The sequence below is a fragment of the Rhodococcus sp. NPDC058639 genome (assembly GCF_042717545.1).
Lineage (GTDB): Bacteria > Actinomycetota > Actinomycetes > Mycobacteriales > Mycobacteriaceae > Rhodococcus.
In genome coordinates this window covers 218,110-232,209 of the sequence record NZ_JBHXRF010000003.1, presented here as the reverse complement: position 1 = coordinate 232,209, position 14,100 = coordinate 218,110, and the positions used below count along the sequence as shown (strand labels likewise).

At 67.3% G+C, this 14,100-nt stretch carries 7 protein-coding genes; all 7 read left to right on the top strand.

What is annotated here, in order from left to right; translation table 11 throughout:
• The first annotated feature begins 112 nt into the window (after positions 1-112).
• The 7 genes from ACFWU2_RS06795 to ACFWU2_RS06765 all read left to right on the top strand — a co-directional run bounded on the left by ACFWU2_RS06795 (position 113) and on the right by ACFWU2_RS06765 (position 14,089).
• Positions 113-1,954 (top strand): TerD family protein, encoded by a 1,842-nt coding sequence (locus tag ACFWU2_RS06795; protein WP_378602922.1) that lies wholly within the window; start codon positions 113-115, stop codon positions 1,952-1,954.
• Positions 1,955-1,987: 33 nt separating this feature from the next.
• Entirely contained in the window at positions 1,988-3,646 is a 1,659-nt protein-coding gene (locus ACFWU2_RS06790) for an NERD domain-containing protein (RefSeq protein WP_378602919.1), read from the top strand.
• Between the two features lie 187 nt (positions 3,647-3,833).
• A complete protein-coding gene (locus ACFWU2_RS06785; protein WP_378602916.1) occupies positions 3,834-4,331 on the top strand; it encodes a hypothetical protein in 498 nt (165 codons plus the stop codon).
• 161 nt (positions 4,332-4,492) lie between these two features.
• A complete protein-coding gene (locus ACFWU2_RS06780; RefSeq protein ID WP_378602913.1) occupies positions 4,493-5,017 on the top strand; it encodes a hypothetical protein in 525 nt (174 codons plus the stop codon).
• Positions 4,984-7,758: a vWA domain-containing protein gene (locus ACFWU2_RS06775; protein WP_378602910.1), complete on the top strand. Its 2,775-nt coding sequence runs from the start codon at positions 4,984-4,986 to the stop codon at positions 7,756-7,758. The genes ACFWU2_RS06780 and ACFWU2_RS06775 overlap by 34 nt, the downstream gene beginning before the upstream one ends.
• A 45-nt stretch (positions 7,759-7,803) precedes the next feature.
• Positions 7,804-11,370 carry a tubulin-like doman-containing protein gene (locus ACFWU2_RS06770; RefSeq protein ID WP_378602907.1) on the top strand — a complete coding sequence of 1,189 codons (3,567 nt, stop codon included), beginning with the start codon at positions 7,804-7,806 and terminating at the stop codon, positions 11,368-11,370.
• A gap of 16 nt (positions 11,371-11,386) precedes the next feature.
• A complete protein-coding gene (locus ACFWU2_RS06765; protein WP_378602904.1) occupies positions 11,387-14,089 on the top strand; it encodes a magnesium transporter in 2,703 nt (900 codons plus the stop codon).
• Positions 14,090-14,100: the final 11 nt, after the last annotated feature.

Here is a 14,100-nt window from a genome sequence, read left to right as displayed (position 1 = left end):
TACAGCGCCGGCAGAAGTGTGGGGGCGAGTTTTCAGGCGTCGAATCCTCCGGTAAGAATGTCCGATCGGACCGAGTTTCAGCTCGGCCGGGAGGACATCCGGAGGGGTAGACGTGATCGATCTTCGTGCGCCGGCGAGTGGAACCGTCACGCTGCCCCGAGGCCATCGCTGGGTGGTGGTCGATGTCGAGACCTCCGGTGTGCGTGCGAACGCTCACCGCGTGCTCAGCGTCGCCGCGCTCGCATTGCGTGAGGACGGTTCGGTCGAGCGGGAGTTCTCGTCGCTCGTCGATCCCGGTTGCGACCCCGGCCCGGTGCACATCCACAACCTCACCCGCGAGCGGCTGGCGGGAGCGCCGCGCTTCGAAGACATCGCGTCGGAGCTGGCGGACATTCTCGACGGTAGGACAGTCGTCGCCCACAACGCGTCGTTCGACTACGGCTTTCTCGACGCCGAGTTCCGGCGGGCCGGAAAGGCACTTCCGGTGCAGCAACGGCTGTGCACGCTCGCGCTGTCGCGCCGCCTCGACCTCGACCTTCCGAACTACCGGCTCTCGACGCTCGCCGAGCACTGGCAGATCCAGCAGCTCCAGGCGCACGATGCGTACGACGACGCGCGCGTGCTGACCGAAATCTTCCTGCGCAGCGCCGGAATGGCTGAGACACTGCAACTTCCGCTTCCGGTTGTGAACTGCCGGAGCAGCAAGTCGGTGTACCCGGCATCGGTGACCCGGGTGCCCTGCCAGTGGAAGAACCCGGGCAAGCTCACGGACGCCGGTCTCGTGCAGGGTATGAAGGTCGTGATCAGCGGGTCGACCGCCACGCCGCGGACGGCACTCGCCGAGCGCCTCACCGAAGCAGGGCTCGACGTCCTCAACCAGGTGAGCCGGCAGACCAGTGTGCTGGTGTGCAACGACCCCGTCGTGCAGACCGCCAAGGTACGCAAGGCGATGGCCGAAGGCATTCCCGTCATCAGCGAGCGACACCTCGACGACCTTCTCACCCGGGTCGCTCCCGGCGAGCCCAACGTCGCCACCGTCATCGATGTCGTGCCGCAGGCACAGATCGCGGTGGAGACTCCGCAGGTCGTCACCGTCCCCGCCCCCGACGACACGGCGCCGGCACAGGGCTGGGCGCTGCAGGGCCACAAGCCCAAGTTGTGGTCGGGCCGAAAAGTGCTGTTGCTGGGCGGAACCCATCTCGAAGCGGTGATGATGCGGTCACGCATCGCGCAACTCGGTGCCAGGCCCGCCCTCAACTTCACGGCCGCGGTCACCGACGCGCTGGTCCTCGGCGGCGGCGAAAGCGACAAGCGGATGTCCCGGGTGCTGCAACGCGCGCTGCCCGTCCTCACCCCCGACGACGTCAACGCCGCGGTGGAGAAGGGTGTGATCCCACCGCACATGCGGACCGAATCCCGGATTTCCGCGCCGGTGCTGTCGCTAGGAGAGGTGACCGACCTGCCCGCGAAGATCACGTCCTGGTCGGTGAACATCGCGTGGAAAGCCGAAGCTGTCGACGACGAGTTCGACATCGACATCGTCGCGTTCCTGCTCGGCTCCGACGAAAAGGTCGACACCGATGACGATTTCGTCTTCTACAACAACCCGGTGTTCGACGACGGGGCGGTGGAACTGACCATCGACGGCAGCAGCGAGCAGTGCGTCCGCGTCGATCTAGCGTCGCTGCCCGCCGAGTGCGAGCGCATCGCCATCGCGGCGGCCATCGACGGCGACCGTACCTTCGGTGACCTCGGCGCGGTCTCCGTCAGCGTCGACAGCGACGAAGGCACCGCGGCGACCTTCGTCCTCGACGCCGGGACCACCGAACGCACGATGGTGCTCACCGAAATCTACCGCCGGGCGGGCAAGTGGCGTCTGCGGGCGGTGGGGCAGGGCTACGACGACGACCTTGCGGCCCTTGCTGTGCGCTACGGGGTCGACGTCGATGCCTGAACGTTCACGAGGACTGCCTTCGCGAGACCCGCGATGAGCATTCGCATTCCCCAGGAGCCGAGGTTCGCGCATGTCACCGAAGAAGTGGTGTGGCGTGCACTGATCGACCAGCTCGGCCCGAACGACCTCGTGGTCGCGAACCAGCGTGTCACCGACCACGACAAGGACCACGAGATCGATTTCGTCGTGGCGCTGGAGGGCTACGGTGTGATCTGCCTCGAGGTCAAGGGCGGCGAGATCTGGCACGAGAACGACACCTGGTACCAGCGTCGCCCCGATGGGCCGGCCCCTATCGATCCGGTGGGTCAGGTACGAGGGGCGATGTACGCGTTGCGTCGCTACGTGGAGAACGATCCGAGGCGAACCAGCGCATCCGGCCGCGCACGCTGGGACCACGTCGTCGTGTTCCCCAACAGTTCCGTGTCTGCCGATTTCGGGCGCCCGGAATGTCCGCGCTGGAAGGTCGTCGATCGCGAGGATCTGAAGGGCATCGTTTCCAAACTGAGGCGGGTGCTCTTCGAACAACATGTTGCGCGGACCGGTATCGACGCCGAGTCGATTCTCGACCTGGCAGAGGTGCTGTCGGGACGAGGGCTCCCGCAACGTGACGTCGTCGCCCGCGCGCTCGAGAACGAGGACGCCGGTAACCTGCTCACCGAGCAGCAAGCCGCGATACTCGACGCGGTGCGCCTTCTTCCACGCGTAGAGATTCGCGGGGGAGCAGGAAGCGGAAAGACGTTTCTGGCCATCGAGAAAGCGAGCAGGCTCACCAAGGAGGGCAAGCGCGTCGCGCTGATCTGCTATTCGCACGGGCTTGCGTCCTACCTCGAACGGGTCACGAGAGCACTGCCCCGCAAACAGCGCCCCGCGTATGTCGGTGAATTCCACGAACTGGGGACCCGCTGGGGTGCACCCGAAGGCCCTCCGGAGAGTCTGCGTACCGAGGAGACCGTGAACTTCTGGGAGCACGTACTCCCGGCCCGCATGGCCGAACTCGCCGCCGAACTTCCGTACGGTCACCGTTTCGACGCCGTCGTCGTCGACGAAGCCCAGGACTTCGCCGACGACTGGTGGCGGCCGGTACTCGCGATGTTGAAAGACGAGGACGCCGGCGAACTGTACGTGTTCAGCGACGAAGGCCAACGCGTATTCGATCGCGAAGGTGTTCCCCCGGTCTCCCTGGTTCCGCTGGTGCTCGACCGGAACATGCGCAACACCAAGCAGATCGCCGGATCGTTCACCCCGCTCGTCGGCCAGCGAATGCGTTTGCTCGGCGGCGACGGACCCGAGGTCACCTTCGTTCCGTGTGCACCGGAAGATGCGCTCGATCGCGCCGACGACGCCATCGAGACGCTGCTCGAAAGCGGTTGGCGGACCGAAGATGTCGCTCTCCTCGCGACCGGCAGTCGACATCCGGAGCAGGTCGAGCGGCAGCAAGCCGGGCCTGGGGCGTACTGGGAGAGTTTCTGGGACAGCGACCAGGTGTTCTACGGGCACGTCCTGGGATTCAAAGGACTCGAGCGCCGGGCGGTCGTGCTTGCCGTGAACGAATCACGGCCGCAGGAGCGATCGCGGGAACGGTTGTACGTGGGGCTGTCCCGGGCCCGTGACCAGTTGATCGTATGCGGCGACCCGGCATTCATACGCACGGTCGGCGGTGAGGAGTTGCTGAAACGGCTGGGCGGGGTGTGATATCCGCGCGCGGGGGTTCTGCGGGCAGCCTTCGGGAAATACGTTTGCCGGCCGGAAGAATTCCCGTGTCGTGAGATGGCCGACGTCGTGTTGGCTGTGAAAATGATCTCGCTACAGGATGTGTAACAAAGGGGCGTCCGGTCCGATACGTAGTCGTATCGCTTCCCACGACTTTGGAGTCTGCAGAATGAACCGTCTTCTTTTCGGTGCACTGATGGCGGTAATTCTGGTGGGTAGCGTGTCGGCGTGTGGAACCGAATCGGACTCGCCTGCGGAGATGCTGCCCTCGTCCGGCGCGGTCGCGTCGTCGACGACGACCAGCACCGTTGCGGAGACCACGACTGTGAAGCCCTTGCCTGCAACAACTTCGAGCACTGCGAGGCAGACGCTCCCGCCCGTGGAAGCCGAGCCCGCCCCGGCCGCGGCTGCGCCGGCCGCTGCGCCCGAGGTGACGCCGGTTCCGATGCCGCCGGTCGTGTGCATGAATCTGCAGGCGGCGCAGAACCTCATTCAGGAACTCGGTGTGTTCTACTCACGCAGCGTCGATGCCACCGGCAAGGGGCGCAGTCAGGTGCTCGATGCGAATTGGATCGTGGTCGGCCAGACACCGGGCGTAGGAGTTCCGATCGGTGAAGGGGATGCGGTTCTCTCGGTCGTGAAGATCGGTGAACCGAACCCCTGCTGACACGCGCGTCGTAGCCGGAACGGCGTGGTGGACACGGTCTGCTCGCCAATTCGCGAGACCCCTGTAACGCGATCGCTCCTTCCCGCGATTGACCGTTCGACATCATCGAAGATGATCTTCACCGTTGAGTGCGCGGTAGCGCCTGATCCTGAAAGTCGCCCGTGCATTCATCGTCCGATCCGTTCGATTTCAGCGAGTATTCGAGCTCGCGGGACGGCACCGACACCCCGCCGTCCGATTCACCGTGGTCCGCCGGCCCGCCCGCAGGCGGGGGATTCGGCATCCCGAACGACCCGTTCTCCGGGTTCGCCACGCAAGGCGTCCCCCTGGGGGATTCCTTCGCGACGCTCCAGCAGCCCGCACGACCTTCCGGCCTGGAGCAGGGCAGAACGCCGCTGGGATGGGTCCTCGGAGCGTTCGTCGTCGTGCTCGCCGGCATCGTCGCGACCCTGCTCGCCGTTGCCCTCGGGCCGGTCGTGTGGGCTTTCCTCGGATGGTCGATGGCAGGTCCCGTCGCGGCGCTCCTCCTCGCACAGCACATGGTCGCGGATACCAAGGAGCGCACACTCCCGACCTACGATGCGTCACCCTTCCTGCAAGGAACCTATTGGCTCTCGGTGGCATTGGCGGCCGTAGGCATCGTGCTGGGTGCATGGCAGATCGCGGAATGGGCGGGCCGACTGTGAAGAAACTTGCCACACTCGTCGCCGTGCTGCTCGGATGCCTGCTCCTGACTCCGGCGGCATCTGCACAGCCCCGTGAGACCGCGATCGCCGATTTCGGTGGTTGCCTCGCCTCACAGCGCGAGGGCGACCTGCTCTTGATGATCGACGAGTCCGGCAGTCTCCAGCAGTCCGATCCGGACGCGGCCCGCGTGTCCGCCGCCAATTACCTCCTCGAACAACTCCAGTCGTTCGGCGACTCCGCAGGCGTTGCGCTCGACGTCGCCGTCGCGGGGTTCTCCGCAGATTTCACCGTGCACGCGCCGTGGACCCGGCTCGACGGCACCACCCTTTCCGCACTGCAGAGCGAGGTCGGCGAGTTCCGCTCTCGGACCGCAGGTCTCGACACCGACTACTGGACCGCACTCGACGGCGCTCGAAGCACGCTCTCCGAGCATGCGTCCGGCGGACCCGCATCGTGCCAGGCCATTGCTTGGTTCTCCGACGGCAAACTGGATTTCACGGCCCGCGACGGAGAGAAGCCGTACGCACCGGGAGTTTCGCTCTCCACCGACGAGAGTGTGCAGCAGGTCGTCGCTGCGGCACGCGAGTCGATCTGCCGTCCCGCCGGTGTCGCCGACCAGCTGCGTTCGTCCGGGATCGCGACCTTTGCGGTGGGCCTCGCGTCCGGTACCGCAGAAGCTGCGGACTTCGATCTGATGCGGTCTATCGCCACGGGTGAGCCCGCCGCCGGACAGGCGTGTGGCGCACGGACAGTGCCCACACCCGGTGACTTCTACCTGGCGCAGAACATCGACGATCTTCTGTTCGCGTTCGACGCCTTCAGCAGCCCCGGGCAGGCCCCTCTGGAAACGGAGGCCGGCGTCTGTGCGCTCGAGGTGTGCGAGGCGGGGCAGCACCGATTCGTTCTGGACGATTCGATCGGGGCCGTCACGGTCCTCGGCTTCGCGGATGCCGACGGTCTCGTCCCTACCCTCGTATCGCCCAGCGGTACCGAGCTTCCGATGCCGTTCACCACCACCGCGGTGACTTCCGGGATCGGTGACGTCTCGGTCGACCACCGGTGGCTGTCGGACCGGTCGGTGTCGTTCACCATGAACAAGCCCGACGATTCCGACGACTGGCAGGGTATGTGGGCGCTGGTCTTCGTCGACGAGGACGGGTCCGATCCCGCGGCGCGCTCCAAGTCGAACATCCACATCTCCGGAAATCTGTTCCCGGCGTGGCTGGGACAGGACGTCACCGCCATCCACTCGGGCGAGGTCACCTCCGCGGTACAACTGGGGATCGTCGACTCGGACCGCGTGGAAATCGATCCGTCCGACCTGCTGGGATCGGCGTACCTGTCGGTATCGCTGACCGACTCGGCGCAGGTCGACCACCAGCTCGCGAGCGGTATTCCGAAAAGCGCCATAGCCGCTCCCGTCGAGCTCGACTTCACGACCGTCGCTCCCGGTGAAGCGACACTGCGTCTCGTCCTCGAGGTGACCACAGCGGACGCCACCAACAGCTGGGGCGGAACCATCGCTCCGGGAACCGATCTCGCACCGCAGTACGTCGACGTCCCGATCACTGTTGCCCCGCCCATCGGTTATCCGACTCTGCCGAACCGGATCGACCTCGGCACCATCGAGGGAGCGGGCACATTTCCCGGGGAGATCTCGATCGGTGGACCCGGTTGCGTGTGGGTCGATCCGGCCGGCTCCGTCCGCATCGATGCGGCACCCGACGGTGTCGGCGACATCGCGCTGACAACCGGTGGCGCCGGAACGGCGGACAGCTGCCTGACGGTGGACGAGGGCGCGTCGGCGGCACTACCCCTCGAGCTGACCGTCCCCGAAGCGGGCAACGGCGCACTCAACGGATCCGTCCGCCTGATGATGTCGCCTGCCGGAGAACCCGACCGCGCGATGCCCGTCGACGTACCGTTCACGGCCGAGCTGCTCAAGCCGCTCGACAGCGGCCGTTTCTGGTCGGTGTTCCTGCTCGTCTTCCTGCTCGGCGTCGCCCTCCCGTGCGCCCTGCTGTACCTGCGCAAGTGGCAGACGGCGCGTATCCCCGCGGAGATGCTCAGAGCGCAGCGTTTCGCGGTCACCGTGTCCGGCCACGGGCTCCTGCGCGACGGGCGGCCATTCGTCCTGCACGACAACGACCTCACCGAGATCGTCCGCGGACTGGACAAGCCTGCACGGCGACTGAGCGTCGACGGTGCCGAACTCGAAGCCCGCACCGGAGGGTTCCCGGTCGGCAGCGGTTACGTACTGGTCCGCGCGCCCGGCCTGCTGGGCGCGTCCGATGCGACACCGGCCACCGATCGGCGCAGCGGTGACGCCCGCCTGCCGCTGGCCGTGCACAACCACTGGGTGCTGCTGCACGACCCCGAGGGTCCGGCGGACCAGGCGCAGTTGTTGTTGCTCGTCGGTGGCGGTGCATCGCAGGAACGGATCAAGCGCCTCGTCGACGACGCGGGACGTCGCGCGGCGGGAGCGATTGCCGAACTGCGCCGACGAAGCGACAACTCGGACAACGGCACATCATCGCCGAGCGGAACACCGGTACCCGCACAACAGGCCGCGGCGTTCGATCCGTTCGGGATGCCGAACTCGTCCGCCGAACCGACCTTCGGTGCGCCGCCCCCGTTCGGCGGCAACACCGCCTTCGGCGATGCGCCGGACCGGAATCCGGGTTCGGCTGCACCGGCACCCGGCCAACCGTTCGATCCGTTCCGGCCTCCCGGCTCCTGACGGTCGACTCGTCTTCAAAATATCTCTCGATGTGGAAGGACCGGCATGAGGCGGTTTCTCGTAGTGGGCTGCGGCGGATCCGGCGCTGTCACGCTCGCGTACATGATGGATCAGCTGCGGTCCGACCTCGCGTCGGCGGGCATCGACAAGATCCCCGGTGGCTGGCAGTTCGTCAGTGTCGATGTGCCGACGGCACCGGAGACAGGACCCGACGGTCTCGGTAACGTGCGTGACCAGGGCGGCCGCTACTTCGGTAGCGGACCGCAGGGCGATTCGTACGCGGTGCTCGACAACGCACTGACCAACCAGCTCGCGGCCAAGGGCAGTCTCGACGAAATCGCCACCTGGGCGCCGCGCGACCCCTCGTCGGTCACCGTGCCCATCGGCTCCGGCGCCGGCCAGTACCGCGCGCTCGGCCGCATGATCACGCTGAGCAAGGCGGGCGGTATCCGCGACACGCTGCAGAACGCGTGGGATCAGCTGTTCACCGTGCAGACCGCCACGGAGATGTCCGCACTCGACATCCCGGGCGGCGGCGGATTCGAGCAGGAGGAATCGCCGATCGTCCTCGTGGTGTCCTCGATGGCGGGCGGCGCCGGTGCGTCCATGGCATTGGACGTATGCCGTCTGCTCACCCTCATTCCCAAGCTCGATCCTCGCCTGATGGGCGTGTTCATGGTCGCGCCCGACATCTTCGACGGACTCGGACGCAGCGCCACCACGGGTGTGCGCGCCAATGCCCTCGCGATGCTCGGCGAGATCGTCGCGAGCCAGCTCGGTTCCGCCCGCGAGCACGACGTCGAGATCCTCCGCGCTCTCGGCCAGCAGCAGGGCGCGGGCGAGAAGGTGCCGTTCGCGCGCGTCTTCCCGGTGGGGCGACGCGTCGGTGTGGAGGGCGCACCGTTCGGCGACGGTTCGCAGAAAGCGATCTACCGTGGCCTCGCCCGCGGCCTCGCCGGCATGATGATGTCCGGTGCCGCGACCCGCCAGTTCGTGCAATATGACCTCACCAACGGTGCGGGTCTGTCCGGCCAGCGCGACAACATCGGCTGGGGCGGCCAATGGGACAACCTGCCCTGGGGCACCTACGGCTTCTCGAGCCTGAGTATGGGGCGCGACCGGTATGCCGAGTACTCGGCGCAGCGCCTGGCTCGCAGCGCGGTGGACCGTCTGCTCGACGGGCACCGCAGTCACGCCAACGTGGCATCGGACGAGGATCAGGTCAATTCGATCCTCGACAGCCAGTGGCAGTCGCTGCTCACCACGATGGGACTTCCTGTGCTGCAGGCGGATCCGCGGGGTGCGCAGGTCGGTGTCGGGCCGTGGCTGACCCAGGTGGTGCTGTCGTCCGCCGAGGGTGATCGGATGGCCCGGCAGATCGTGGACACCGAACTGCGTCCCTACCTCCCGTCCGGCAGCGGGCTGACCGCGAACCAGTGGGTCCCGGGAATCCAGCAAGCTCTCGCCCGGAGGCGTCAGGCGCTCACGGCATCGGCCGAGCAGCACGCGCTCGGACATGCCTTCCAGTGGCACCGCACGCTCGCCGACACCATCGAGGCCGTCGTGGTGAAGGCGATCGCCGACCTGGGTCTCCCGTACGCGACCGCGATCGTAAACAGGCTGGCCGTCCTCGTCAAGGATCAGGTCCGGATCGGCGCCGAGGAACTGGCCAAGCAGACCCCCGCGGACATCACCGCGCAGTCCTCCGACACCGCGCAGATGCTGACGGCACTCAGAGGCACCATCGAGAGCGACGCCGACATCCTCGAACGGGTGCTGGCGAGTTGCAGTCAGAACGTCTACCGCCACTTGTATGCATCGCTGTCCTCGAAGGTGGCCGAGGTCGCCACCGCGCTCGTGCCGGAGGTCCTCAAGCCGCTGCTCGACGGGCTCGACGAATCGCAGACATCGCTGCGCAAGGCCCGCGGCAAACCCGCGAACGACGTCGGGCTGGCCCGGCTGGCAACCGATCAGTACGGCGCGTGGCCCGCAGACAAGAGCGACCGGGTGCCGAAGCGGTTCGCGGAGGCCAACAACGAGGTGATGCTCACCCCGTCCGCCGACTTCATGGTGCAGTACCGCGCCGATTTGCCGCTGGCCGTCATGTCCGACACCGCGGGGCCCCCGCCGTTCGAGACCGCGGTGCAGCAGGCGGTGGGCAGCGTCGTGACCGGTCTCTGGTCGACCGTCGACGGCAGCAAGTCTCCGGGGGAGGAGCACCCCGTGCTCGAACGGACGTCGGCGTGGCGTTCGCGGGCCTTCCCCTTCGATCCGGGGAGCCGCGAAGCGCTCGTGCCGTCCGCCGCCCGGTACGACGTACATGTGCGTCCCGTCGAATTGCTCCGGCGTTCACGGCAGTTCGTCGCGCGTACCGGCGAGTCCTTCGACCGGTTCTGCCGGGTGTCGCTGCGGGAATACATCGAGGACGCCTCGGTGCCCGAGTACGCCCTCGACGAACGCCGCGCGCGCCTGCAGTCCAAGTTCACCGAAGCGCTGTCCCTCGCCCGGCCACTCGCCAGCGTCAATCAGCAGGCACTCGAGGCCTTGCATCCGGGCCAGCAGGTCGAGTACCGCTACAAGTTCACGTCGGTGCCCTTCCTGAACCTTCCGGTCGCGGACGCGCTGTCGCAGGTCCTGCGGAAGAACACCATGATCGATCAGGAAACCGTTGCCGAGTTCGGGCGGTTGCTGACCGAAGAGGACAAGCTCACCCGCATCGACATTTTCGGCTCGTACCCGAACTACTCGCCGCTCGCCTACGACTCGGTGCTCGGTCCCGCGTCGAAGCAGTGGGCCGATTCGACTCCCGCGCAGCAGGAATCGTTCTGGCAGTGGCGTCGTGCGCGTCCGCTCGCCGCATCGCTGCCGATGCACGAGAGTGAGCGTCGCGCCATGACGGCCGGCTGGTTCCTCGGGCTCGTCGTCGGGTGGTTGCGCCTGCCGCCGGAGCCCTACACCGAACCGGTCCGGGTGTGGGACGCGGGATCCTCGGGGTGGGTCGACTTCCCGAATCCGCTGCTCACCCCGCCCGCACGTTTCCTCGCCAACAACGATTGGCTGCCGGCGGTACTCGAATCGGTGCTGATCGCGATGGCGCGCTCACACGAGTCGCCGGTGATGAGCTCGATGCTTCCGTACCGTGCACTGCGGGCCGTGTACGACGCGTCGGCGGAGAAGCCGGCGGGCGGCATCCTCGAGGTGTCGGCGAAGGCGACACTGACCGAGTGGCTTCGTACCGGCGAGACCGGTACCGGCTGGCAGTCGCAGGTCGCCGACACCGGTCCGGGTACCTCGATCGATGCACGGGCCAAGAACGCGATCACCTGGCTCAACGGGGTCCGCGATCTCACCGGAACGCACTACCTGGCGCCCGGCGACGTGGGTGCTCCCGGTGGCGGCGTCTTCTCCACGATCACGGTGCGCGAACAGGCGTCTCACACCCCGTTCTTCCGGGATATTGCGCCCGACGTCTACTGGGCGACAGGGGAATTGATCGATCTGGTCGAGGAATGCAAGCTCCGCGCCGAGCAGCCCGACCGCGCGATCGCACCGAACCCGCAGACTGCGGCATCGGCGCCCACCTTCCAGATTCCCGACATGGGGCAGTTCTGAGATGGCGGAGACCGAAATGAATGTGCTGACCGTGATCCTGGCCTCGCCCGGCGTGGCCGACGGCGTTCGCGACGTGTTGCGCGACCTGTCCGCAGCAGACCTCGTCGCGCCGTTCCTGTGGGTGGACGACGCGCAGATCCCGTTGGACGGCACTCGCATCCCGACTGTCGAAACGGTGCGTGGTACCGATCGCGCCGCGACTCTGCAGGACGTGCTCGCGTCCCGTCGCGTCGACCTGGTGCGGTTGTGCGTGCTCGTGCCCACCGCGGCCGGTTCCGTGCCGGTCCGCGCGAAGTCGGAGCGCATGTTCGCCGAACTGCTCTCGTCCAATGCCGGCGGCGCACGCCTGATACGGATACGGCTGCTGCTGCAGCGGCCGGGCGACGAGCGATCGGGTACCGCTGTGCCCGCACTCGCGGGCTGGCACAACCTGCTGATCGCGCCGGAGAATTCGCGCGGACCCGGCATGGGCCACGAATCACTCGTGCTCACCACCGACGCGATCGACGTGGGCCGCCACGCTGCGCCCGTCGTCGCCGGGGTCGCGGGCCTGTGGACCGACGTCGAGCACGCACCGTTCGACGACGAGCCGGTCCTGCCGGGCAACTCGCTGCGAGTGGTCCGGTCGTTCTACCGTCGTCTCGACACCTCGCATGCCGAACATCAACTCCACGCCGAACTACTGGATTTCGGTGGCCAGTTGCCACTTCCACGCGACGCCGGAACTCCTGTCGTCTACGTCGACGACGTACCCGCCGCGTCGAGCGAGATGGCTCGGGCACTGTGGACCAAACACAGGCATCTGCTGCAGAGTGGGCGCGTCCCCACGCCCACGGCCCGGCCCGCCCGCGTCATCACATTCGGTGATGCGCTGAGAATGTTCGGCCGATTCCTGCTCGCCGTGCTCATGAATGCGCCGTCGCGGCTGATCACCCGCGTGTCGTCCACAGTGGCGTCGGCAACGCAGGCAGCCCTCTACGGCGCTGCTCCCGGCGCGTACCGCGTGGTGGTCGGCGGCGTGGACTCCGACGGACGAAAGGTGGCGTGGACCGACTACGCGTCCGCGTCGCGTCAGATCGGTGCCGCACTCGACAGCGCGACCGGTGCGGTTCATCGTGCAGCGCCGGACCTTTCGGCACTGTGGCGAGACTATGCCCGTGCTGCCCTCACTCTCGCCGACGCCAGAGAGCGGTCTGCCGGGCTGCCGCCCGTACAGGTCGGTGCACATCGCGCAGTGCTGCGTTCCGCCTCCGACATCGTGCCCGGCCCCGCCGACGACTTCGACGACATCCCGGGTGTCGTCTCGGCGACCCTGCACGCCCACACGGTGGAAGCACCCGACATCCTGGGGCTCGACGAGTTCCGTGAACAGCTTCGCGGACTCGAGCAGGATCCCGTGATCGGACTGGACGCGCGCCGCACGAGTTCCGCGGTGAAGGCATGGATGGCACGGGGACGCCGCAGCTTCGCCGTCGGCTTCGGCACGATCCTGACCAACCGCCTCGCCGCCGACGTGACCGAGGCACAAGCAATCCTGAAGCGGCTCGAAAACGCCGAGGAATTGCGGGATCCGGCAGAGGAGAGCGCCGAGCATCAGCGCACCATGTTCTGGCGCGTCCGCATCACCACGATCGTGCTCGTTCTCCTGGCCGTCCTCTCCGGAGTGCTGGCGTGGCGACAGGTGATCTCCTGGTGGTACGGCGGGCCGCTGATCGCGTTGTGTGTGCTCGTCTGGGCCGGTGTGGTGGCATGGATCTGTCAGCGCGCTCAGCAGAAACTCGAAGATCTGCTCGCGCGGCGCGAGGCGGTGGCCGCGGCCGTCGAAGCCGATCGCGTCAACCTTCGTGCGGCACTGCGGGAGATCGACGACCTGACAGGCGCCTACCGCCAGTACCTTTCCTGGAGCCGCGCACTCGGCGCCTTCCTCGCACAACCGCTCGGCGTGGCCGAGCACACCCTGACGGTGCATCGGCGCATCGAGTGGGGACTTCCGTGGCACAGCGCAATCGGGTCGGGTACTCCGGAGACCGAGCAGGTGGCGCGCGTCGCCGACGAACTGCGTCAGGACCTGTTCACCGTCGGCTGGCTGACCGACCCCTGGGACACGGTGGTCAGCGGCGCCGGTGCGGCACTCGGCGGTGTGGCCCAGGACATCGACCGTGACCCGAGTCTGCTCGCGGTCAAGGCCGGAGCGGGTTCGGGCTCGCCGCTCGACGAATGGTCGCAGCGGTTCCACCGCGGTCGGGTGCGGTCCACCGGCGCGGCGCTGCTGTGGGAACGAGCCCTCGGTGAACTGACCGGGCCCCGCTCGGAGCTCTCTCGCGAACTCGTTGCCGCCGTCGAGCACCGAGTGGACGGGAACGTCCGGCGGGCAGGGGTCGACGAGTTCCTTGCCGGAGTCGGTCGCCCCACGTCGGACAGCTTCTTCGACAGGTCTGCGTTCAGCGACACCGCCACGATGAAGGGTTTGACCGCGGTGGTGGGCGAGGTGCCCACCACAGTGCGTGTCGGGTGCGGACTTGTCGCGGTGACCACGCAGTATTCCGAGGGCATCTCCGCGGAAGACCTCGCGGCCCGTGCGGACACCAGCGCCCCGCGCGTCGATATCGCGCACGTGCCCGATATCGAGTTGCAACCCGCCCAGCCGGCCGATGCACGATCGGATCGCACGTCGCCGGGGCCCTTCGTCGCCCCCGCCGTCGACGGCATCAACTTCTGAGAGCGAGTCAA

Coding starts and splice junctions, on each gene's coding strand:
- ACFWU2_RS06790 (WP_378602919.1), top strand. CDS start 1,988: ATGAGCATTCGCATTCCCCAGGAGCCGAGGTTCGCGCATGTCACCGAA.
- ACFWU2_RS06785 (WP_378602916.1), top strand. CDS start 3,834: ATGAACCGTCTTCTTTTCGGTGCACTGATGGCGGTAATTCTGGTGGGT.
- ACFWU2_RS06775 (WP_378602910.1), top strand. CDS start 4,984: ATGGCAGATCGCGGAATGGGCGGGCCGACTGTGAAGAAACTTGCCACA.
- ACFWU2_RS06770 (WP_378602907.1), top strand. CDS start 7,804: ATGAGGCGGTTTCTCGTAGTGGGCTGCGGCGGATCCGGCGCTGTCACG.
- ACFWU2_RS06765 (WP_378602904.1), top strand. CDS start 11,387: ATGAATGTGCTGACCGTGATCCTGGCCTCGCCCGGCGTGGCCGACGGC.